Raw genomic sequence first — 22,839 nt, forward strand, 5'->3', positions numbered from 1 at the left:
TGAAAAAACGTGTCACTAACGCCATCAATACGCTTGATGGCGTTTTTGTTTTTACCGCCAACTGGGCTCATGCAGTTCAATGTTCACCGCCTTCCTTGTTCATCAAACCAGTTTTGCCTTTCTGTTACCCGCGAAAACATGTAAAATGTTGGACTTTTAAAAATTTGCGGTACTGATTAAATTGTCGATGGATAAGAAAAAAGCCCTAAAGAAAATTGCCAAGTGTCTTGAGCTTGGAAATTCTGCGAACGTCAATGAAGCTGCCAATGCGATAAAAATGGCGCATAACTTGATGCTGAAATATGGTCTCGAAAAAGACGATATTGAATTTATCAAGATGGGGAAAACTCAGTCCAGTCACCTGTTACCTGCAAATATCAGTTCTACACTGCTGCGTGTTATTCGCGGTATCAACACCAAATTTGGCGTAGAAGCCGTATTGCTGAATCATAAAGGCCTCAAGCGTGTTGAGTTCATTGGTGAAGCCGACCGCGCGATCTTCGCAGCGTTCGCTTTCGATATCATTTATCGTGAACTGAATGAACACACCGGCCAATTCAGAAATAGCTTTGCTGGCTCTGGCACAGGGTCCTTAGAAGTGACACGCCGCGTGAACTCGTTTGTTTCAGGCTGGGTTGAAGGTGCGCTTGAAAAGCTACCAACCATTACTCCCGACGACGAATCAAACAACAAGATCAATAACTACATTGATAAAGAATTCAAAAATATCGACCGTGAAACGTTCAAGCAGCAACTGAGAGAAGCGATGAAAAACCTCACCGCCGATTATGAAGTTGGTTTGAAGAAAGGTCGTAAATTGTCTGTTAATCGACCAGTTGGCGGTACCCAGGCAGCTAAAAAGATAACTAAATCATAGAGCCGATGCACATTGGCTTAGGGTATTGATAGTGATTACTTTAGTCGTATCACTCGCCGAAGAAGATACGACTTAATTGACAACCACATATCGTATTAGACTTAACTATGAGGTCCCATTGTTTATCGTGTCCAATTTTCCCCCCTCATCATTTCTTAGAGCTCTATTTCTAGCCCTCATCTTTTCCACGATTCAACTGTCCACCACACATTTCGTGCACGCAGCAAGCAGTGATGAATTTTCACTAGAATCACAACCTCAAGATCCAGTTTCTCAATACCAATTGGCTCAAGCTTATGAATCGGGTGTCGACGTTCCTGTTAGCACCAGTGATGCATTGTATTGGTACACGCAGTCAGCAGAAAACGGCAACCCAAACGCGCAATTTAGACTGGGTGAATGGTACTTGGCAGGTACAGGTGTTGAACAAAGTAACAAGCTTGCTTTGGAATGGTTTATTAAAGCGGCGTTGCAAGGTAACCAGCGCGCACCTATCGAGGTAGCAAAACTCTACGAATCCTCGATAGAACAAGACCTCCTTCAACCATTAGATAAAGCGCAGCTATGGTATGAAGCAGCCTTAAAAGATAATCCACAAGCAGAAGAGGGCTACAACCGCATTTTGGAAGCACAATTCAACCAGCAACGTGCAAAACAGATCTCTTCAATAGAACAGCTCGATGACAGCATCGACTCTGAAATAGACACCAGTCAGGGGGTATCTAAGCACGTTCAATCTAACCAAGCATCACGCTCTAACCTCTCCAGTTCTAACCTAACTAGCTCTGACTATATGATTGGTGCTGCGTTGGCCGTGTTGATTTCAATCATCAGCATTATTGCGACGCTCGTTATCTCAAGAAAAAGACAAGCTCTAAAGTCGGGTGATTCGCGACAGCAACAACAATCACTTGAAGCGCAGCTTAGCTCGAAGGACCTTACGATTAAGCAGCAAAAACGCCAGCTGAACACTATGTTCCACGAATTGAAGAAGCAGAAAAACAGCAAAGGTCTGAGTAATTTGCAGGTGGCCTGCGCGCTATTTGGCTACACACCTAGCTCAATCCCCGACCAGAAAAGCATCAAGATCCGATACAAACAGCTATCAAAGATCTACCATCCAGATGGTCACGGATGTGACGAAGAAATGAAACGTTTGAACAATGCGCTAAAAACCATTTTACAAAATGTTACAAAACCGTAAACAAACACACATCTTCATTTTCCTAGATCTCAAAGATATCGATTTTATTGGTGTTGCAATCGATCCCCCTCTCAAAAACGGGTAACAAACTATTAACTAATGGGTCTTACTTGTGTCATAATTTGCGCCGAAAATACACCTGACTTAAACAGGTGAGGAGAGAATATGTTCACAATAGAAGGCGTTTGTGATTGGTGCAAAAAGCCAAGCCTAGTTAAAAAGCACGACTACCTAGATGGTAAGTGTCATCATGCATGTAACGAGTGCAATGATATTGCAACCATTGATGTTCGCCAGTTCAATATTGGTGAAATTGAAATGAGAGCAAAACTCTCCCAAGCGACATTGAGATAAGCAACACCGTGAAATATAAGAAAGCGCCTAAGGCGCTTTTTTTGTGCCTGTGGTTTTAGATCTTCTTTCTTCTTTCTTCTTTGTTCTCTCTTCTATACAGGTATATACAGTACTTTTCTGCAAAAACCAGTGTATACACCTGTATAAAGCTCACATTTATTCAACTTATGATACAAAACAGCAGATTCATTCAAATTTAATTTATCGAATACTTTCAATGATTTAATCATTTACCATCCATAACCTCAGACGAAATCGTCCAATAATCCCGCAAAAAACGCTTGATCTTATAAGTAACTAAAACTACTGTATACACATACAGCATGTATATAAGGACAGCAAAATGATTCAAGCACACGTTAAAGCACAACACTCTAGCCCGCTAGTTCACTGCGCATTTACATCAGTTTCTCGTAAAAGCAAAAATTCAAACGAGGGAGCGTTGTTTGCAAGAATGGCGTTGCTGTCCAATCAACATCAGTGGTTACTGTTTACGGCTCAAACACCAAGACCATCGGCTAAGCAGCTTAAGCAACATAATGTTTGCTGCGACCGCGTTATTCATATGAAAGCCTCTCATCAAATGACTGAGGTAGAGACTGTCGAGAAAGCAATCCGCTCTAAGAATGCGAGCGCGATTGTTGCAAGTGCATCGATTGATCAGTTCAGCCAACAGTACCTAAGAACATTAGGGTTACGCTTTCAATGTGAAGTCTTCTTTATGGATGCAAATTCAGAGCGTATTCACTAAGCCACCTTGCTTAATAACATGTTGGCTTAATAACATTTTGGCTCAAAAACATGGTCCACAAACATAGCTTAATCTTTTAGCTAACAAACTTAATTTAACTTAAGAAACAATTCGCCAAAACACAGTCCAAACATACTGCCTTCCCCTGCCCTACAATTCGCCCATTTTTTAGCGGATTGTTAGGCGGGGGTTTTTATTTAAACAACAGATTTAGCAATCGTTTGCTTTTTCTCTGGAAGCAAATAGTAGATTGGGTATAATGCCCGTCTAATCATGTGCACACCGCACTTCTCTGTATGACGTTTGATAAAAGATAGGAATGTCTAAATGAGCCTTGCTGATCAAGTTCTTGCCGTAAATGATGACCTACCAATCCGTACTGATAAACCTGTCCACAGTGGCAAGGTTCGTTCGGTCTACTGGTTAACTGAAGAAGATAGCCAACGACTAATTAAAGAGAAAGGCTACGATGTAGCACCAGATGCGCCTTTAGCAATCATGGTGATCAGTGACCGTATCTCTGCATTTGATTGTATCTGGCGTGGTGAAGGGAATCTTAAAGGTGTTCCAGGTAAGGGGGCGGCTCTGAATGCTATCTCTAACCACTGGTTCAAATTGTTTAAAGACAACGGACTTGCTGACAGTCATATTCTTGATATCCCTCACCCGTTCGTATGGATTGTACAAAAAGCTCGCCCAGTCATGATCGAAGCGATTTGTCGTCAATACATCACTGGTTCAATGTGGCGTGCATACGCAAACGGCGAACGTGAATTCTGTGGTATCGAGATGCCTGAAGGCCTTGAGAAAGACAAGAAGTTGCCTGAGCTACTGATCACGCCTTCAACAAAAGGGATTCTGAAAGGTATTCCTGGCGTTCCAGAAGCTGACGATGTGAACATCACACGCAACAACATCGAAGATAACTTCGCAGCATTCAACTTTACTCAAGCAAGCGACATCGCGCATTACGAAAAACTTCTTAAAGAAGGCTTCAACGTAATCAGCCAAGCGCTAGCAAAAGTAGACCAAACCTTTGTTGATACCAAATTTGAGTTTGGCTACGTCAACGATGCTCAAGGCAAAGAAAAGCTTATCTACATGGACGAAGTCGGTACTCCAGATTCATCTCGCATTTGGGATACTCAGGAATATAACAACGGCAACATCGTTGAGAATTCAAAAGAAGGCTTCCGTCAGTTCTTGCTTAACTACTTCCCTGATGCCGACATTCTTTTGAATAAAGAGCGTATGCCAGAACGTGAAGCATTGGCTCGTGACAATGAACTTCCACTGGATTCTCTAATGTCTCTGTCTCGCACTTACCTTGATATCGCAGCGAAAATCACAGGTGCGGAGATCGTACTGAGCGAAAATCCTAAGCAAGAGATCATCGATGTACTGCGCGCTGACTATGGTCTAATCGACTAGTCGCTTAATTGCTAATTGCTTAATCGCTTAATCGCTTAATCTCAAAATAAAAAGCTCGAAAGCGAATAAGCTCGTAGACTCAAGTTTTAGATACTAAAAGGGCCTCAATATTTGAGGCCCTTTTTACGTGTACGTTTTGACTATTCCTCGAGAGAGATTATAGGCGAGCTGAAGTTACAGCTTAATCGTGAACTCTTCTCCAGAATTACCCGCAATCAGTAAATGACTGCGCGATTCAATATACTCGATCTGCTCTTCTTCAAGTGAATATGGCATCACCACTTTGAGCTCATTGATCCCTTCCAGCTTAGCGAGCTTGAGTAAGGTAACAATGTTCGACTCATCACTTTTACGCGTCGACATTGATTTCAATGCCATCTGCCATAAACGATCCTCTGGGGTGCCCAACTCTTTAATGCTATCTCGCCAGACGGTACTGAACACTGGCGCAATTGTGGTGAGTGCTTCCAGAAAAGTCCATTTTTTACTGCATGAGGCGCCAAGAAATGTTGTGTAATCGAACTCTACACGCGTCTCTTCCTGTTTATCCATGATGTCCCCCGACACTTTGGCAACACAATATACTCAATATCTATCAACTCTTTCTTTATAGCAATAGGATATAGAAGAATAGTCTTTTATGACCTTTTGATTGGTTAAAAAGGAATATAAAAATCAAACTTGTAACAAAATAAGCACTGAAAAATCATATATGCATCTATTTGATTAATATTTTAGAGATAAAACTTATCCATCTATTTGATATCAATTATTCGACTCGCTTTTTTGAACTGAATACGCCAACCAGACCATGTCGGTAGCTCCCAACGTTTTGGCGATAACTTTCGGCTACCCGACTGATAATGGACGTAAATCAGCTTTCTTGCGGGCAAGTATTCAACATCGAGTTGCAAGTCGGCAAGGCTCAATGCAAACGGGTATTTTTCCGAAAATTCTGAGTAGAGCCAAGTTGGAATGCCATCGAACGGTATGTCTGCATGATCGAACATTTCCAATTCGCTGACATCAGTAACACCTAGTACTTCAAGCTGCTCTATAAACCATAGCTCAAAGTTAATGTTCTCAATTTCTGGTGTGTATTTAGTTTGTTCATCGAGACCAAGTTTCACATACAACTGCCAGTGTTTGATTTCTTGAGTGCGAGCCTTTGCAAAACCGGGAAGCTGCTCTCCATTTAACACAAGGTCGACGATAGGTTTTAACGATAGTTGCCCTTCAGCGGCGACGAGTTTGGTTGTAATCGTGCGGCCTGCGTACACCAATGCCATCTCGGTAAAAACACCATCATCATTCACAACGGTTTCGCCTTGCTCCCACTCTCCTAGTTCAGCATCAATGAGAAGCTCAAGAGGAATGGGTGTCGTGACCGTCGCTAAGGTCAGTGTTTGCTTAACGCCTCTTCCCGGCAAGCTGTGAGTATCCAACACCAACATCGCTTGTGCATTATCAGGGAAACGGTTCTGACGACCGAGCACCACTTCTAAAACACCATTGGCAAAGGCTTCTTTCCTTTTCAGTCGGCGCACAAACACCAGTTCAGGATGCAGATTCACAATGGTCTTGAGCAATTCAATGCGTTGGAAACGTGACGCGACTTCTAGCTGAGGAAGTTCAAATACCTCCCGCATTTGCTTCGCCAATCCTTGAGCTTCATTCAGAGCCTGTTGGTCGATGTCTAAATGCGGATATTCTCGACCGCGCACAATCTGAATCAACAGGCTTAAATCACACCCTTCCTTCTCTTGTTGCGCGAGCGCTTCAAGATGTTCTGCATTGTTTGGTAACTGATACAAGCGAGCAGGAACGGACAGCGCCGCAGTGAGATCAACCATCGCCTCTTTTAATGCTTTGGTTTTGATTCGAGTAACGATATCGGCATACAAAGCATCAATCGGCAACGGATACAGCTTTTTACCATGCTCGGTAACTTGATGGTCGGCGTTAATCGCTTCCATCGTCAGCAAGGTTTGAGTTGCACTGTTGAGTGATTTCTCTGGAATAGGGTCAAGGAAGGACAAGATCTCAAGCGGAGATCCACAACATGCTGCGGCCAACATAGGTTCAGTCAGCTCTTCACGCTGCAATTCAGGCGGTGTGACTAACTCTAACGCCGCATGTTCACCATATAGACGCACGCAAACGCCATCCATTACCCTACCCGCGCGGCCAGCTCGCTGTTTGGCACTCGCTCGTGATATGGATTTAAGCATCAGTGTGGTTCTGCCATTACGCTGAACGGTGCGTCTCTCTAATCCTGAATCTATCACCACGCCAATGTCAGGAATGGTTAATGAGGTTTCTGCAACGTTGGTCGCAAGGATGACCTTTCTCAAACCATTACCTTCAGTATGGATATTCCGACCCGATAACGCTGAATCTCGCTCTTTATCACTGACCGACGCATGCAATTTAACAACTTGGATATCTGGATTTTTCGCTAAGGCTTGTTCGCATTGCACGATCTCTTTTTTACCCGGTAGAAAAACCAACATATCGCCAGAAGAAGCGATCAACTGATGATTAACTTCTTCCACGATACGCTGCTCTAGATGTCGGATATCAGGCAGTGTTCTGGATTCATTCGCTCTGTGCTCAATCTCAACTTGATAGGTTCGCCCTTCACAGCTTATGCGATTCGCATCCAAATAATGAGCAAGGCGTTCACCCTCAATGGTTGCTGAAGTGATCACCAAACGATGGCTCGCTTTTTGTTTCAGAATCGCCACCAGCAGATCAATGTCCCAGCGCCTCTCGTGAAACTCATCCACCACGATCACATCAAAACTAGCTAATCCATCTTCTGATAACCAACGCAGCGCGATACCGGGCGTCACAAAAACAACGTTAGTTTGCTCGTTGTATTCCGACTCAAGCTTAATCGCATAGCCCACTTTGCTACCCAACTTCTCGCCTGATCGCTGCGCGAGATATTTAGCCAGTGATGTACACGCGATGCGTCTTGGCTCCACCACTAACACTCGTCCATGTTGAGAGGCCCAAAGTGGCAGGCGCGTTGATTTACCTGATCCGGTTTCCGCCTCTACGACAAGGTGAGAATTAGCGATTTGTTCGTGGAATACGTTTTGATAAGCATCGATGGGAAGTAATGACATAAAATGGCGAGTAGCGAAAAAGTGTGAGCAAAGTATAACGAATTATCGTGTTGAAATTCGATAAGTGTGGGACAGAGGTAAGAATATCATTTTGTTTGCTCAGATCGCGGAGAAACTATTTACAATTGAATAACTAAACCGTTATCATTTTTTAGTTACCCTTTCTCCCATATTAGGCATCCAATGAACAACGATAAACGCCCTCTATATATCCCTTATGCTGGTCCTGCTCTACTAAGTACACCTCTTCTAAACAAAGGCAGCGCATTCTCTGCTGAAGAGCGCAGTTCTTTCAACCTTGAAGGTTTGTTACCGGAAACAACCGAAACAATCCAAGAGCAAGTAGGACGTGCATACAAACAATATTGTAACTTCGAAAGTGATATGGATAAGCATATCTACCTTCGTAACATCCAAGACACTAATGAAACGCTTTTTTATCGTTTAGTTCAAAACCACATCTCTGAAATGATGCCTATCATTTATACGCCAACAGTTGGCGCAGCATGTGAGAACTTCTCAAATATTTACCGTCGTGGCCGTGGTCTGTTTATCTCATACCCGAACCGCGATCGTATCGATGACCTACTGAATAATGCGACAAACCACAACGTTAAAGTTATCGTGGTTACGGATGGTGAGCGTATTCTTGGTTTGGGAGACCAAGGCATCGGTGGTATGGGTATTCCAATTGGTAAGCTAGCACTTTATACAGCTTGTGGCGGTATCAGCCCAGCTTACATGCTACCAATCGTGCTCGATGTGGGTACTAACAACCCTCAACGTCTTGCTGACCCAATGTACATGGGCTGGCGTCATCCTCGTATTACGGGTGCTGACTACGATGCATTCGTTGAAGAGTTCATCCAAGCGGTTCAACGCCGTTGGCCTGATGCATTAGTTCAGTTCGAAGATTTCGCACAAAAGAACGCAATGCCACTGCTTGAGCGCTACAAAGATCGCATCTGTTGTTTCAACGATGATATCCAAGGCACAGCAGCCGTAACGGTTGGTTCTCTACTTGCAGCATGTAAAGCAGCAAACAGCAAACTTTCAGATCAACGCATCACCTTCTTAGGTGCGGGTTCTGCAGGTTGTGGTATTGCTGAAGCTATCATTGCCCAAATGGTGTCTGAAGGTATCAGCGATGCACAAGCTCGCTCTCAAGTTTACATGGTTGACCGTTGGGGTCTGCTACAAGAAGGCATGCAAAACCTGCTTGATTTCCAACAGCGTCTGGTTCAAACCAACGAAAACACCAAAGACTGGGAAAGCGATGGCACTGGTTTCTCTCTACTAGACGTAGTTCGCCACGCGAAACCAACCGTATTGGTTGGTGTGTCTGGTGCTCCAGGTCTATTCAGCAAAGAAGTCATCAAAGAGATGAACCTACACAGTGAACGCCCTATCGTGTTCCCACTGTCGAACCCAACAAGCCGTGTTGAAGCGACGCCAAACGACATTATTCGTTGGACTGATGGCCAAGCACTTGTTGCGACAGGTAGCCCATTTGAGCCAGTCGTTCACAACGGCACAACTTACCCAATCGCTCAGTGTAACAACAGCTACATCTTCCCAGGTATTGGCCTTGGTGTATTGGCTGTGAATGCTTCACGCATCACTGACGAAATGCTAATGGAATCAAGCCGTGCACTTGCTACGTGTTCTCCACTAGCAATCAATGGCACAGGTGCTCTACTTCCACCATTGGAAGAGATCCACACGGTATCTAAGAAAATTGCTCTTGCGGTAGGTAAAAAGGCGATTGAACAGGGCGTTGCTCTAGAGATCACTGAAGAAGCACTGCAACAAGCGATTGACCAGCACTTCTGGCAGCCAGTTTACCGTCGCTACAAGCGCACGGCATTCTAATAAAGCGTACTGCGCTTGGAATAAAGAGCGTTAACGACTCTTATATGAGCCTCTGCAATTGCAGGGGCTTTTTTCTTTAAACTGTCTTGTCTTTTTAACTGATTTTTCTCATTTTTATTTGGTATTATCGAGCACTCAAAAATTAATGCTCAGTGAAAGGACCATACCGAGAGTGAAATTTGATTCTCACATTATCCGTAGCTACATAAAAAAAGCTTACAAAAAACTGCAAGGTTTTCTGTTTGGCGCTTTCCTCGTGTTCTTAGTAGGCAGCGCTGCGGTTATTGCGATCGATTATTGGGTTTCATGGCAAGCGGAAGATCGCATCATCTACGATATAGATGAAGTGCCCGAGCTTGAGGTCGCCGTTGTGCTTGGCACGAGCAAATATTTGGGTCGAACACTCAACGACTATTATAAGCACCGAATCGAAGCCGCGATTGAGCTGTTCGACCGTGAAAAAGTCGACCAGTTTCTGTTAAGTGGTGATAACGCTCATCGCTCTTACAATGAGCCGTGGACGATGAAACGCGACTTGCTGAAAGCGGGTGTACCCGATGAACGCATTAACCTCGATTACGCAGGCTTTAGAACCTTAGACTCGATTGTTCGCGCTAAAAAGATCTTCGACACCGACAACTTCCTGATCATTACTCAGAAATTCCACTGTGAAAGAGCACTATTTATCGCTAATTCTTACGATATTCATGCACAATGTTTAGCGGTTTCAGGCCCTACTCATCATTCAGGCACCTCTATCCGTTTGCGTGAAGTTTTTGCGCGTACCAAAGCCTTCTTAGATTTGTATATTATGGGGACAACGCCAAAGTTCCTTGGACCTAAAGAGCCCATTCAATCGAGTCCAAAACCGGAATCATTTCCGATTCCAAACCCTATGACTGACCCCTCTGTAAACCCTGTTGTAGATCCTACAACAAACCCTATTGCAGACCCAGCAGAGACAGATGTGTAGAAAACTACACATTTTGAATTTGTTGCCTCACATTTCCCCACTGTTACACAAAAACACACCAACACGCCTTTATTAACTTAAGTAACATTCTCCCAACAAAGTCTGACCCTACATCAAGCTATATACCTCGAAAATAATAAGCACGACTCAATGAAGTCGTGCACCAATAAAACGAGGATAACAAAAGGAGCGTCTTATGACGGCACTTGTTACTACACTGAAACACTGGTTGTTCACCCGCAACAGCATGATATTAATTGGTAATTTCACGCTATTCGCACTCTTGCTCAACACCCTTCCTTTCGAATCACAAGTCAATACTGGTTTGAGTATTCTCGTGTTCGTTGCCATTCTATGGTTAACAGAAGCTATTCACGTCAGCATCACCGCTTTGCTCGTTCCCCTATTGGCTGTCTTGTTTGGTGTATTCAACACGCCCGCAGCGCTGGCTAACTTTTCAAACCCAATCATCTTCTTATTCATGGGTGGCTTCGCATTGGCAGCCGCACTGAACAAGCAAGAGCTAGATAAAGCGATAGCTGACAAAGTACTGCTGATAGCAAAAGGCAGAATGTCGGTCGCTGTGTTCATGTTGTTCGGTGTGAGTGCGGGTCTATCTATGTGGATCTCAAACACAGCCACTACAGCAATGATGCTTCCTCTTGTTCTTGGCATCATGAACAAGGTTGACCAAAGTGAAGACCGCAACACCTACGTGTTCGTGCTACTGGGTATCGCTTACTGTGCTTCAATTGGTGGTATCGCAACCTTGGTTGGTAGCCCTCCAAACGCAATTGCGGCGGCAGAAGTTGGCTTGAGCTTCACAGAATGGATGGCACTTGGCCTACCTATCTCAATGATCTTACTGCCAATCGCGATGATCATTCTTTACGTGATGACAAAACCTAAGCTTGACCACAAATTCGAGCTAGACCATGCCCCAGTTGAGTGGACAAACAGCAAGAAAATCACACTGTCTATCTTCCTTCTAACCGTAACGCTTTGGATATTCGGTAAACCAATCAACGCAATGATTGGCGGATTCTCTAAATTTGATAGCTTGGTAGCGATTGGCGCAATTGTACTGCTTGGCGCTTCTAGAGCGGTGGAATGGAAAGACGTCGAGAAGACAACGGACTGGGGTGTTCTTATCCTGTTCGGTGGTGGTATCTGCTTAAGTAACATTCTAAAAGCGACAGGAACCAGCGTATTCTTAGCACACTCACTAAGCGGATTTTTAGAAACAGCTGGCGTACTGCTTACGATTCTAGCCGTGGTAGCGTTCGTGGTATTCCTAACGGAATTTGCGAGTAACACAGCGAGTGCAGCACTTCTGGTGCCAGTATTCGCAACCATCGCTGAAGCACTTGGTATGTCGCCAGTTATTTTGTCTGCACTGATCGCTGTTGCTGCGTCTTGTGCTTTCATGCTTCCTGTTGCAACACCACCAAACGCAATCGTGTTTGGCTCGGGTCACATCAAGCAGAAAGAGATGATGCGAATCGGTATGGTGTTGAACCTAGTTTGTATCCTAGTTCTGACTCTGTTCGCTTGGATCTTCTGGTAAACACTAACGTTCTATAAGCGCATGCTTACAGGAATGCTCCCCTAAACTGGTTGAACTTCCCCCGGTTCAACCAAGACAAAAATGCCCGTTCAGCGTAAGCAAGCATTGAACGGGCATATAAAAACAAGAAACGCTTTCCCTTTTGGTGGCCCCGCGCCACCTTTTTTGTTTTGGCTTTTGGGAGAAGAACCATAAAAACGCCACACGTCACATATGCACGTGTGGCTTATAAACTCATCAAAACAATTTTCAGATTAGTGACTCAAGATCACCTGGTTTCGACCTGAATGCTTTGCTTGATATAAAGCTTCATCAGCGCGAGCAATGGTCTCTGTCACTCGCTCTTGCTTCATCTCGGCAACACCGATACTGCATGTCAGCGGATCGCCATGAACCCAAAGGTGCTGGCTAACCAATAATCGAATGCGTTCAGCTTTTATCTGCGCCTCTCCGGCTTCGGTCTCAGGGCAAAAAACAATGAACTCTTCACCACCCCATCTCACCAACTTATCGGTAGCGCTGATCGAACTGCCCACCACCATGCTGAACTCGCGTAAAATATGGTCACCCATTTGATGTCCGTACTTGTCATTTACACTCTTGAAGTAGTCGATATCGAGATACAACATACCCAGCTTGCCATGTCCTTGCTTCACATGTTGTGACTGCATTTTCAACCAATCACGAATCGCGTGGCGGTTTAGTATTCCGGTTAACTCATCACGATGGGCCATCTCTGAAAATTCAAAATTCTGTTCTCTCAGTGCGCGATTGACGTTCTTTAAGTGGTGATGTCTTTTCTCTGCGATCACCATGCGTTTTCTTGAACGGTTTAACTCTGACAGCAAGAATACGGTGCCCGTCCCCACCCACACAAACAGTAGGATCATGAACAAGCTTTCTGCGGTGATATACGAACCTTCGAACTCAATACTGCGGATGACGATTCTGTGGTGACCGAGTTTCGCTCCAGACGCAGTAGCAAACTCAACCATATTCACATTCGAAAATTCAGGTGCCGAATGCTCTAACGCAATGTCGTTGTCAGCCAGCCACCATGTCATCACTTGCAGATTTTTGATCGGGATTTCAATCACACCACCATCGATTCCTGGAGAAAACTCCATCCCATTGTACTTGTGCGTGTACTCGTCATCAGGAACTGAATAAGCAGGGTTGTAGTTACGTAGATAGGTTCTCAAACGGCCACTAGAGTCAGCCTCCGCATGGTAATCAATGTTCACTCTAAAGGTGTGATACTGAGAGAGATCAAGACCTTCGGTAATATCTGGGTTGATACGAATCGATAGGCCGCAATAAGGCCAAGGGTATTCCGACTCTTTAAGTTCACAGTCGAGAATATATTGCCCATTTTCGTAGGATAATTGGGATGTACTGACGCCCCTATCAACTTGATCGCTGGTCGCGATAAACTCATATTTATCCGGCGTAATTGCCGTTATCACACGATTTCCGCTCACACGGTAATACTGGACAATCGCCAGTGTCGTGATAACTAAAAAGATGACTATTTTATGGATCCACTTCACGTCTAAGCTTCCGGCTTAAGGTCCCTATAGTTGGGATTTCACGATAAAAAATAAGTTAGGTAAATTAGTGATCTTAATTCCAATAATTTACTAAAAAACGTTATATCACGCCTGAACAAAATGTCATACCATAATTTTGAGCGAGCGTTTACTCATCAATTATCCATCGCAATAATCAAGTAATATTGCGTATTAAAACGGACTCTATTTGTTATACTCATCGCATAATCATCGTTAACCGTAGCGCCTGCTTACAGAGCGTCCGAGTCGACGAAATAATAATCAAAATACAACGAGTAATGTCATGTCTTTATTAGCAAAAGGAACACTCAAGAAAATGAGTGCTTCGCTTGATGGTGCGGTTACCTACCGTTTACCTGTCGGTGAAGAGTTTGTAGAGCTAAACCCTCTGATTGGTAAAACCATCAACCTCACTCACACCGGTAATATTTTTTGCTGCTCGTGTGGCAAGAAAACCAAGAAAAGCTACTCTCAAGGCCACTGCTTTGTGTGCATGAGAAAGCTAGCAAGCTGCGACATGTGCATCATGAAGCCAGAAACTTGCCACTACGATGAAGGTACTTGTCGTGAGCCTGAATGGGGCGAAGCGAACTGTATGGTTGATCACTTCGTTTACCTATCGAACACATCAAGCCTAAAAGTGGGTATCACTCGTCACACTCAAATCCCTACTCGCTGGATTGACCAAGGTGCCACTCAAGGCCTACCGATCTTGAAGGTAAAAACACGTCAGATTTCTGGCCTGATTGAAGTTGAGTTAGCAAAACACATTGCCGACAAAACCAACTGGCGCACGTTGCTAAAAGGCGACGGTGACGATATGGAGTTGGTAGAAAAAGCCAAAGAACTCTTGCCATTGGTTGAAGATAAAATCCAAGAGATCAGAGCGAAGTTTGGCGACGATGCTATCGAGATTCTGAGCGAAAACATCACTTCACTGAGCTACCCAGTTGAGCAGCACCCAGTGAAGATTGTGTCGCATAACTTTGATAAGAACCCTGAAGTATCTGGTGTGCTGCAAGGTATTAAAGGCCAATACCTAATCCTAGATACTGGTGTGATTAACATCCGTAAATTTGGTTCTTACGAAGTGGAAGTGTCGGCATAACTTGTAGAACTTAAACGTTTCTTATAGTTAGAAGCGCTTAGTGAATAGCCAAAAAATAAAATGCCCTCAAGTGATGACTTGAGGGCATTTTTCGTTGTCGATCCTATTCGCTTTCGATGACGATTTTAGGCGTTAGAGCGCAACCACATCTCCGTCTACACAATTCTTGCCGTTGGCTTTCGCGCGATAGAGAGATTGATCGGTTAAATTCACGAGTGCATCAATCGTGACACCGTCTTCACAGGCTTGGCTATCACTGATTCCGATACTGACACTCGAATTAAATCGTAACTGTTCATCGATTCTGAATTCAACTTGATTGAACTGTTGGCGAATCTCTTCTGACACTTCGTGTGCTGTTTCAAGAGACGTGTTTGGGATAAATATAATGAACTCTTCGCCACCCCAACGGCCTGCGACTCCGCCGGCTTTCTCGGCACTGCGCTTGGTAATATTAGCCAAAGCACAAATGACCTCATCACCGACCATATGACCGTAAGTGTCATTAATCGACTTAAAATCATCGATATCTAGCAGCATACAAACAAGGTAGTTTTTAGAGGACATGTGCTCTCTCAACCACTCATAAATCGCTCTGCGGTTAAGTAAGTCGGTCATTTCATCGAAGTTCGCTTGGTGAACCAACTGCTTTTCCAGCATCACCTTTTGCGTCACATCTTCAAGTACAACCTGAACGGCTGGCTGACCTTTCCAAGTAATCGCATTGTCGTAAATATTGAAGAACCGATGAACGCCGTCAAAGCCGATATTTTCAACCACGGTACTCGTGCCAGACAACTCACCCGACACGATCGCCTGATAGTGCTTGCTGATGCCATCGGCATTCTGTTTTGGCACCAATTCAAGAATCGAGTCCAGCTCTAGAACTTGCTCGATGGAAGCCGCGCCTTGCATGTTGACCCAAGATTGATTAACCATCAGCGGCTTGAAATCTCGGTGAACCAAGATGCCCTGCCCAGATTGCATGATCATGTCGTGATACATCTTATCTTGCTCACGCACCGCATTTTGCAGCTGAATCGCAGGGGAAAGATCGATCACCGTGACTTGCAGTGCAGGTCTTCCCTGCCACTCCGTCACATGGTCGATAGAAAACACGGTGAACTCTCTGCCATTACGATCAACATTGGTATAGGTGTGAACCTGCGGGTCGCGTTGACCACTGACCGTTTCAAGGTAATTTTGATAGGCGAGAACATGATAATCTTCTGAGATTAAATCTAGAAAGCTATCGATATTAGAAAGTAGTTCTTCGGGCGATTGGTATCCATAGATGCGAGCATAGTTAGAGTCAACACTCACTACATTCATATCTTGAATAGTTATTACACCGTACGTGGATTCGAAATTTATTGAAGACATTGCCAACTCCGCACTCTAGCTACACTTCATAAACTGGAGCATAACAACACATCCTGCCAACGCTTCCACACAATCTATCACGCGCTAGGGACATTAATATGCCATCTAGTATATCGTACTGTTGCGGCCTTCTCTACAACTCAATCGCTAACACGAGTTAGTAAAAGTAGACAAGCATCTCAATCCCATTATTCGCGTCAAAAAACAGAAATAGATAATCTATACCAATGCAACCATTATCTTTTTCTATTTTTGGGTTAAATCTGATGAAATAACCCGTGTACTACTCGTTCCAATCAGAGAAATATGAGACTAAGAAGTCGATAGCTAACCGTGCTCTCTGTGGAAGAAAACGACGGTTCTGATACACAATCCAACTGCTTGTACCCGAGCCCCAATACTCTTCTAGCACCGGAAGCAGTTTGCCATTACTTAAGGCACCATTAAAACTGCTTCTAGGAAGGTACACAACGCCGAGCCCCTCTTCACACGCTTTCAGTACCGCGCTTGAATTGTTGCTTCTCCAACGGCCATGAACTCTTACCGCAGTTAGCGGCTGTCCATCTTTCTCGAATAACCACTGGTCACTGTTGGCGATAATACAGCTGTGCAGCTTGAGTTGTTCTGGGTTCGCCGGCGCACCAAACTCAGCAATGTAATCTTTACTTGCTGCCGCGGCCATTGGGCGATCAACCAACTTTCTTGCCACCAGCCCTGAATCGTCTAATCGACCATAGCGAATGGCGAAGTCGATACCATCTTCGATGAAGTTAACCATCTTGGTGTTGAAGTTCATTTCGATAGTCAGATCAGGGTGATCTTTGGCAAATTCCATCAGTGCTGCGGCAACATGGTTCTCTGCAAATGCACCCGCCGCACTGACACGCAAAGTACCGCTAAGTTGAGTTTGTTGAGACGTGACTTGTTCATTCGCCTGTTGCAGACCAATCACTAAGTCTTTGCACTGTTGGTAGTAAGTGTGGCCAGACTCAGTCAAGCTAACCATACGTGTTGAACGGGCAAGCAGAGCCACTCCTACTCTCTCTTCCAACCTTGAAACCTGCCGACTCACATGGCTGGTACTGCAACCTAACTGCTTGGCGGCCGCTGAAAAGCCGTGACACTCGGCTACCGCAACAAACTCATTAATACCTTCAAAGCTGTCCATACTTCACCTGTTAACGTCTAACGAATTCACATCTGACTAATTCACATCCACTATTGCTATATAGCAACAATGTTTTGCCTGTTTCGTATATTATCACCTAATCAGTTTGGAACTAGTATTAGATACAACAAGGCGGCGATAGCTAAGTAACAACGCGATACCTAGCGCCTAACGAAAAGCTTCAGTGCTTAACGAAAAGCGTCAGCACCTAAATAAAAAAAACAGCAGCTCAAAGGGACGAATCATGAAAAAAATACTAATACCTGTAACTAACCACGCAACACTAGGCGATACAGATCAAGCGAATGGTACTTATGCGCCTGAACTGACTCATGCTCTCAAAGAGATCATTGCTGCGGGTTTTGAGTACGACATCGCTTCTATCAATGGTGGCAAAGCCCCACTCTACGGAACGGATATTGAAGGAGATGTGGTTAACGCTGATATCTTGGCGGATGATGACTTCCAGAACCGCATCAACAATACGATTCCAGTAAGCCAAATCAATACTGAAAGCTACGATGCTATCTTCTACCCAGGTGGATTCGGTTTGCTTTCAGATTTAGCAACCAATGAACAGTTCGCTAGCATCGCAGCAAAGCATTATGAAGATGGTGGTATTGTCGCGGCAGTATGTCACGGCCCTGCGGCGCTGCTTCCGATTGTTCTGAGCAACGGCGAGAAGCTACTAAGCTCTAAATCGGTGACTGGCTTTACACGTGAAGAAGAGATCGACTTTGGTACGATCAACGACATTCCATTCCTACTGGAAGAGTCGCTTGCTCGTGGCGCAGCGCGTTTCAACAAGGTTCAACCGTGGCAAGAACTTGTGATTGTTGATGAGCGAGTCATTACAGGTCAGAACCCAACCAGCGCACACGCAGTGGGTGCAACTCTGGTTAAGCACCTTTCTTAGTTAAATCAAGTTCTTATTCTAATAACTGGCGTTGATCAAATAAGCTCAATCAAATAAAAAGAGCATGCTTCCTACTCAATACTCTTGAGAGAAGCATGCTCTTTTTTCGATCTAAAGGCACAAACAGCAAAGGCAAGTGACTTCTTATTAATTACTTCTTGCTAATGGCTTCGCAAGATCCCTTCAAGCACATTGAACAACAAGTCGATCTCTTCAATCGAGTTGTAATGCATACAGCCAATACGCACCACGCCCTGCTCTTCAATACCCAACTGCTTCACCAACCCTAATGCGTAGAAGTGTCCGTTCCAAACACAGATATTATGTTCACCCAGCTTCTTGGCGATGAACTCTGGAGAATGGTTTTCAAAGGTAACCGCAAAGGTTGGCGTTCTTAGGTTCGAATCAAACTCTGTTTTCCCGTAAAGCTTTGCCCCTTCAAGATCAGACAAGCGTTTAAGGAAGTACTCACTGAGCTGGCTTTCATGCTTATTATAAAGCGCGTAGCTTTGCTCTAAACGAGAACGCAATGAGTCGGTTGGCTCACCGAATTGCGCCAAGTAATCTACCGCCGAAATCACACCTGCAAGGCCTTCAAAGCTTTGCGTACCTGTTTCAAAACGGCCTGGGCCAATATTGGTTGCAGGCTCAACCTTGTAAGGCTTTAACGTGTGTAGCCATTGAGGTGCAACATACGCAATGCCCACATGCGGGCCGAAGAATTTATACGCTGAACACGCTAAGAAATCACAATTCAGCTGCTGAACATCGATCAAGTGATGTGGCGCGTAATGAACCGCATCAACATAAACCTGAGCACCGTGCTGATGTGCAAGCTCGATAACTTTCGCCATGTCGACAATCGAGCCCGTGGTGTTCGAAGCAAACGTCACAGCAACAAGCTTGGTTTTCTCGTTCAACAGTGACTCAAAATGCGCCATATCCAAACTGCAATCTGACTCGTCGACACGAACCTGGCGAACTATCGCGCCTTTGTCGTCTGCCGCTTGCTGCCAGCTCGATACATTCGAGTAATGGTCTAACGCAGTAACGATAACTTCATCGTCCTCTTTCCAATCTCGGCTGATCGCGCGGCTAAGTTGGAAGGTCAGCGAGGTCATGTTCGCACCGAACACAACGTTGCCAGAAGATTCCGCATTGAGTAGCGCTTGTGCCGCTTCTCTCGCTTGCTGCATTAAACCTGTGGTCTTCTGGCTAGAAAAGTAATGACCGCCTAGGTTTGAATTAAAGTGGCCAAGATATTCCGTCATGGATGCTAAAACATTTTCAGGAACCTGAGAGCCACCTGGCCCATCAAAAAAGGTCACCGGCTTACCGTTATGGTATTGGCCTAGCGCGCTAAACTGCTGGCGCACATCATTAAGAGTGAAGGACATTGCGCGCATCCTTAGCCGTTAGAACAAACACATCCATGTAGCCCATCTCATCGTGGTCTATGGTACGAATCGGTTGTGCGTTGTGCCAAAGCTTGCTGTCTGCCAGCATCGCAACCTCGCCATCGCCTAACACTTTTCTAAAGAATGGCGCTTCATGTGAGTCTTGATACAGCATGATTTCACCACCCACAATGTTATGTCGGTTAACGCCGATTAAAGCGATGTGGTCAAAACCATCTTGGTGAACACCTTCAGGAGCTACCTGAGTTTCTTCAAAAATAGCGGCAATGCGGATCTGATGGATTTCGATTTCTTGCCCGTCTTCAAGCCCGTTGGTTTCAATAAACAGCTCACACATCTCTTGCATGCCTTCACTGCTTAGAATATTTGCTTCAATCGGCTCGAACTGACGAACGACGTCACCTTGAAAGTGATTAATGTTTTCAGACTGAACAAAGTTATGTTTGTCTTGCTCAACGACTTGTCCATTACTGAATTGAACCACCGAGTATCTTCTCAATCGAAACTGGCCATCCGCATGCTCTGTGCTTGGTAGCTTAGAGAATGAAGGTGACAACTCCTTAACTGCGTGGTTACTGAGGTGGGTAATATGTAGGGTATTTTCGTGAGCATGTAACATCATCGACTCCTTAATGATTGTTAATTTACTTTCGACATTTAACGTTTTGTTTACATAGAGGATACTTGAAGATCTTGCCAAATCAACATTAAACAATCATTTATCCCGTCAGATTTAATAATTCAGACACTAAATCCAACTTGAAAATCAAAAGCAGTGTATAACACCAGAATAAAAGATGACCAACTCTTAAAACTAGCACACTCCACTAGCTAGTTATAAATCCCTGCAAATTTAAATTTAACGATATTATTAACTAGCAAGCCAGGTTTCATATTGTGTCAGCCCTTTCGCTTCAATACGCCAGCCTCCTTGCATGAACTCAAGCACCACGCTCACCATCATTCATTTCTATGCTTTTGCACAGCAAAATACGACCTACCTATCAATTGCCAAGCTATTGATTATTTACACAACAAACTGAAATTGGTTAATTTATGAGTACGCCAGAAACCAAACGCCTTTGCTTGCGCGTCTGGAACAGGTCGAGTTCGGGGGGAACTCGGCCGCCCCAAATAGAGTGCTTTCTAATAAAACCTACAATTATAAATGATGCGTTTATTTGGAATATGATGGTCTGCCTTTATGTCCTAACTTAGAATTCGTTAAAAATAGGCGACTATAAAGATTGGGAATGTTCTACACAAAACAGATGAGAGGGTAAGCAAGCTTGAAAGGTTGGTTGCTAAAAGAGCCACCTTTGGTGACATTTACACCAAAAGACAAAACGAAAATAAGTTAACTAGACTTAAAACGATTCACTTAGAAAATAGGGAATTTAGCTAACACTCAATTTCACTGGACTGATTTTTAAAACCGTTCTTCGAGCGCTTCTGCTGGTACATTCGCTGGTCAGCTAAGCTCAAACACTCAGAAAAATTGACACATTCAAAACTAGATGCGCTTCCAAAACTGAGGCCAGACTGAGGCCAATCAGCACTGCGAATTTGCTCTTCCACCTGAGTCACTCTAAGCTCAATCTGAGAATAGAGAACCTCAACTTGTTTCTCTTTATCCACTTTCAACAACCAGATAAATTCGTCGCCACCAGCTCGATAAACCATTCCAAGGTCTGTAAATTTTTCTCGCATCATGCGGCTGGTGTATTCTAAAAAGCGATCCCCTTCATCATGACCATAAGTATCATTAATCGATTTAAGGCCATCACAATCGATGAAGACGATACAATAGGAATGATGTACTAATTGTTTACTCGCATCATTAAAATCCAGCCGGTTTCCAAGCCCCGTTAAACTATCCACCCTCGACTGGATATAGGTTTTCTGATGTTGATGTTGTTGAATCCGCAACCATTCAGTCAGTGACAATAAAATGCAGGTACAATCTATTGCTAATGCAATAACAACGATGACTTCTGTCGATCTCTGAGTCGGCAATGGTGCAAAATGCGCAAAAATGTAATATACCAAAGCCGTGCCATAACAAAGACCACCGATCAAATAATATTTAGCGACAAAGTTTCGTTGATAAACCATCAATACGCCAGTCACTATCATTGTCGGCACCCAGATTGCCGCAATTAAATGGGACATAACAAAAGTCAACGAAAACGGGGCAAAGACATTAATAAACCCGATAATGACACACAGCCAACTAAAGGCCTGAAAGGTAAGATTAATACGAATAAAATGCTGCGGAAATCCAAACAATAATCTTGTGTAATAGCAAGAAAAAGCAACCGCAAACGGAAACAATACCATTCCAAAATAAACTGGGTTCCAGCTTTGGCTTGATAATAAGTACCCCCAAGCGCCTGAAGCGGCGAACCATCCCAGGCCATGTAGCCCAACATAACCAGCACAAGCCAGTGTGACTGGATGTTTAGTTTGAAAGTAACAAAAAAGAGCGAAAACTCCCAACGTTAGCATGACAGTAATAGAAGCTAATGTGAGCGTATTGTTGCGGAAAACGTGAATATAAAATGGATATTCAGGTTGAAGAGTGAAGTTAACTGCCTTTGGAAATTTCTTTGCTTCCAAGTAGAGCCAAAGTGTTCCAGATTCCTCCGCATTCAATATTAACGGGAAGCTTTGCCTATGCAGATGCAAGATACTCTTGTTACTTAATTGGCCAAAATCAAGTATTCGCCTTACTTGACCATTTGTTGATTGCCAGTACCCCCAACCTTGATCCAAATAGTTTGCACGGAGTGTAACTATTTGTTGTGACGACTTGATATCGGAGTTGGCCAAATCAACTCTCAACCCAAACGCCCCTTCACCACCAAATATCGTTTCAATCCTTGGAGAGGATTCAATGTGTTTTTTTAATATGGGAAAATCGACTGGATCAGATAACAAAGGCATTTCATACCATCTTACAGCTTCATTAGCTAACACAGATTGTTCCCCGCTGACCTGCAGCGGAGAAGCAAAAACCGAATTCAGGCACACAATAAACACATTGATAAAAAGGATTAGAATCTGCATAGAGTTCAAATGATTCCGCGCAATATATAAATATCAATAATAA

General features: G+C 44.0%; 17 protein-coding genes and 2 pseudogenes. 11 read left to right on the top strand and 8 right to left on the bottom strand.

Going from position 1 to position 22,839, the window contains the following annotated elements; genetic code table 11:
- Positions 1-187 precede the first annotated feature (187 nt).
- From AB4583_RS00115 to AB4583_RS00140, 6 genes and pseudogenes are all read left to right on the top strand, one after another.
- Positions 188-877 (top strand): DUF2786 domain-containing protein, encoded by a 690-nt coding sequence (locus AB4583_RS00115; RefSeq protein ID WP_017059769.1) that lies wholly within the window; start codon positions 188-190, stop codon positions 875-877.
- A gap of 118 nt (positions 878-995) precedes the next feature.
- Positions 996-1,563: pseudogene (locus tag AB4583_RS00120) on the top strand (tetratricopeptide repeat protein); the annotation flags it as partial.
- An 80-nt stretch (positions 1,564-1,643) separates the two neighbouring features.
- Positions 1,644-2,081, top strand: a pseudogene (locus AB4583_RS00125) (hypothetical protein); the annotation flags it as partial.
- Between the two features lie 165 nt (positions 2,082-2,246).
- The gene (locus tag AB4583_RS00130) at positions 2,247-2,435 is read left to right on the top strand and encodes a hypothetical protein (protein WP_017070242.1); all 189 of its coding nucleotides are present in this window, start codon (positions 2,247-2,249) and stop codon (positions 2,433-2,435) included.
- Between the two features lie 343 nt (positions 2,436-2,778).
- Positions 2,779-3,186 carry a SulA-like leucine-rich domain-containing protein gene (locus AB4583_RS00135; protein WP_372050977.1) on the top strand — a complete coding sequence of 136 codons (408 nt, stop codon included), beginning with the start codon at positions 2,779-2,781 and terminating at the stop codon, positions 3,184-3,186.
- Positions 3,187-3,513: 327 nt separating this feature from the next.
- Positions 3,514-4,617: a phosphoribosylaminoimidazolesuccinocarboxamide synthase gene (locus AB4583_RS00140; protein ID WP_017055177.1), complete on the top strand. Its 1,104-nt coding sequence runs from the start codon at positions 3,514-3,516 to the stop codon at positions 4,615-4,617.
- A 174-nt stretch (positions 4,618-4,791) separates the two neighbouring features.
- Here the strand turns inward: AB4583_RS00140 and AB4583_RS00145 are convergent, their stop codons facing one another.
- Together AB4583_RS00145 and AB4583_RS00150 are read right to left on the bottom strand one after the other, a co-directional pair.
- Positions 4,792-5,169: a transporter gene (locus AB4583_RS00145; RefSeq protein ID WP_372050978.1), complete on the bottom strand. Its 378-nt coding sequence runs from the start codon at positions 5,167-5,169 to the stop codon at positions 4,792-4,794.
- A gap of 203 nt (positions 5,170-5,372) precedes the next feature.
- On the bottom strand, positions 5,373-7,751 hold the full coding sequence (locus tag AB4583_RS00150) for a helicase-related protein (RefSeq protein WP_372115999.1): 2,379 nt from the start codon (positions 7,749-7,751) through the stop codon (positions 5,373-5,375).
- 183 nt (positions 7,752-7,934) lie between these two features.
- Between AB4583_RS00150 and AB4583_RS00155 the strand changes: the two genes are divergently transcribed.
- The 3 genes from AB4583_RS00155 to AB4583_RS00165 all read left to right on the top strand — a co-directional run bounded on the left by AB4583_RS00155 (position 7,935) and on the right by AB4583_RS00165 (position 12,163).
- Positions 7,935-9,623: an NAD-dependent malic enzyme gene (locus AB4583_RS00155; protein WP_017059764.1), complete on the top strand. Its 1,689-nt coding sequence runs from the start codon at positions 7,935-7,937 to the stop codon at positions 9,621-9,623.
- 172 nt (positions 9,624-9,795) lie between these two features.
- Entirely contained in the window at positions 9,796-10,596 is an 801-nt protein-coding gene (locus tag AB4583_RS00160; RefSeq protein WP_017063589.1) for a vancomycin high temperature exclusion protein, read from the top strand.
- 196 nt (positions 10,597-10,792) lie between these two features.
- Positions 10,793-12,163 (top strand): SLC13 family permease, encoded by a 1,371-nt coding sequence (locus AB4583_RS00165; protein ID WP_372116000.1) that lies wholly within the window; start codon positions 10,793-10,795, stop codon positions 12,161-12,163.
- A gap of 254 nt (positions 12,164-12,417) precedes the next feature.
- Here AB4583_RS00165 and AB4583_RS00170 read toward each other — a convergent pair whose 3' ends face one another.
- Positions 12,418-13,713 (bottom strand): GGDEF domain-containing protein, encoded by a 1,296-nt coding sequence (locus AB4583_RS00170; RefSeq protein ID WP_372116001.1) that lies wholly within the window; start codon positions 13,711-13,713, stop codon positions 12,418-12,420.
- A 304-nt stretch (positions 13,714-14,017) separates the two neighbouring features.
- On the opposite strand from AB4583_RS00170, the gene AB4583_RS00175 reads away from it, so the two are divergent.
- On the top strand, positions 14,018-14,842 hold the full coding sequence (locus tag AB4583_RS00175; RefSeq protein WP_017070245.1) for a DUF2797 domain-containing protein: 825 nt from the start codon (positions 14,018-14,020) through the stop codon (positions 14,840-14,842).
- A gap of 132 nt (positions 14,843-14,974) precedes the next feature.
- Here AB4583_RS00175 and AB4583_RS00180 read toward each other — a convergent pair whose 3' ends face one another.
- Positions 14,975-16,225, bottom strand: coding sequence for a diguanylate cyclase (locus tag AB4583_RS00180; protein WP_372116002.1), 1,251 nt, complete (start codon positions 16,223-16,225; stop codon positions 14,975-14,977).
- A gap of 283 nt (positions 16,226-16,508) precedes the next feature.
- Complete coding sequence (locus tag AB4583_RS00185; protein WP_372116003.1) at positions 16,509-17,393, bottom strand: LysR family transcriptional regulator; 885 nt, start codon at positions 17,391-17,393, stop codon at positions 16,509-16,511.
- A gap of 244 nt (positions 17,394-17,637) precedes the next feature.
- Between AB4583_RS00185 and AB4583_RS00190 the strand changes: the two genes are divergently transcribed.
- Positions 17,638-18,309: a type 1 glutamine amidotransferase domain-containing protein gene (locus AB4583_RS00190; RefSeq protein ID WP_372116004.1), complete on the top strand. Its 672-nt coding sequence runs from the start codon at positions 17,638-17,640 to the stop codon at positions 18,307-18,309.
- Positions 18,310-18,470: 161 nt separating this feature from the next.
- Here the strand turns inward: AB4583_RS00190 and AB4583_RS00195 are convergent, their stop codons facing one another.
- The 3 genes from AB4583_RS00195 to AB4583_RS00205 form a co-directional block, all read right to left on the bottom strand.
- A complete protein-coding gene (locus tag AB4583_RS00195; RefSeq protein WP_372116005.1) occupies positions 18,471-19,706 on the bottom strand; it encodes a cysteine desulfurase-like protein in 1,236 nt (411 codons plus the stop codon).
- Entirely contained in the window at positions 19,690-20,346 is a 657-nt protein-coding gene (locus AB4583_RS00200; RefSeq protein ID WP_086049182.1) for a 2OG-Fe dioxygenase family protein, read from the bottom strand. The genes AB4583_RS00195 and AB4583_RS00200 overlap by 17 nt, the downstream gene beginning before the upstream one ends.
- 782 nt (positions 20,347-21,128) lie before the next feature.
- Positions 21,129-22,796 carry a GGDEF domain-containing protein gene (locus AB4583_RS00205; RefSeq protein ID WP_372116006.1) on the bottom strand — a complete coding sequence of 556 codons (1,668 nt, stop codon included), beginning with the start codon at positions 22,794-22,796 and terminating at the stop codon, positions 21,129-21,131.
- Positions 22,797-22,839 lie beyond the last annotated feature (43 nt).

This window comes from Vibrio sp. 10N.222.49.C12, assembly GCF_041475025.1.
In the GTDB taxonomy this organism is placed as follows: Bacteria; Pseudomonadota; Gammaproteobacteria; order Enterobacterales; family Vibrionaceae; genus Vibrio; species Vibrio crassostreae_C.

Coding starts and splice junctions, on each gene's coding strand:
- AB4583_RS00115 (WP_017059769.1), top strand. CDS start 188: ATGGATAAGAAAAAAGCCCTAAAGAAAATTGCCAAGTGTCTTGAGCTT.
- AB4583_RS00130 (WP_017070242.1), top strand. CDS start 2,247: ATGTTCACAATAGAAGGCGTTTGTGATTGGTGCAAAAAGCCAAGCCTA.
- AB4583_RS00135 (WP_372050977.1), top strand. CDS start 2,779: ATGATTCAAGCACACGTTAAAGCACAACACTCTAGCCCGCTAGTTCAC.
- AB4583_RS00140 (WP_017055177.1), top strand. CDS start 3,514: ATGAGCCTTGCTGATCAAGTTCTTGCCGTAAATGATGACCTACCAATC.
- AB4583_RS00145 (WP_372050978.1), bottom strand. CDS start 5,169: ATGGATAAACAGGAAGAGACGCGTGTAGAGTTCGATTACACAACATTT.
- AB4583_RS00150 (WP_372115999.1), bottom strand. CDS start 7,751: ATGTCATTACTTCCCATCGATGCTTATCAAAACGTATTCCACGAACAA.
- AB4583_RS00155 (WP_017059764.1), top strand. CDS start 7,935: ATGAACAACGATAAACGCCCTCTATATATCCCTTATGCTGGTCCTGCT.
- AB4583_RS00165 (WP_372116000.1), top strand. CDS start 10,793: ATGACGGCACTTGTTACTACACTGAAACACTGGTTGTTCACCCGCAAC.
- AB4583_RS00175 (WP_017070245.1), top strand. CDS start 14,018: ATGTCTTTATTAGCAAAAGGAACACTCAAGAAAATGAGTGCTTCGCTT.
- AB4583_RS00180 (WP_372116002.1), bottom strand. CDS start 16,225: ATGTCTTCAATAAATTTCGAATCCACGTACGGTGTAATAACTATTCAA.
- AB4583_RS00185 (WP_372116003.1), bottom strand. CDS start 17,393: ATGGACAGCTTTGAAGGTATTAATGAGTTTGTTGCGGTAGCCGAGTGT.
- AB4583_RS00190 (WP_372116004.1), top strand. CDS start 17,638: ATGAAAAAAATACTAATACCTGTAACTAACCACGCAACACTAGGCGAT.
- AB4583_RS00195 (WP_372116005.1), bottom strand. CDS start 19,706: ATGTCCTTCACTCTTAATGATGTGCGCCAGCAGTTTAGCGCGCTAGGC.
- AB4583_RS00200 (WP_086049182.1), bottom strand. CDS start 20,346: ATGTTACATGCTCACGAAAATACCCTACATATTACCCACCTCAGTAAC.
- AB4583_RS00205 (WP_372116006.1), bottom strand. CDS start 22,796: ATGCAGATTCTAATCCTTTTTATCAATGTGTTTATTGTGTGCCTGAAT.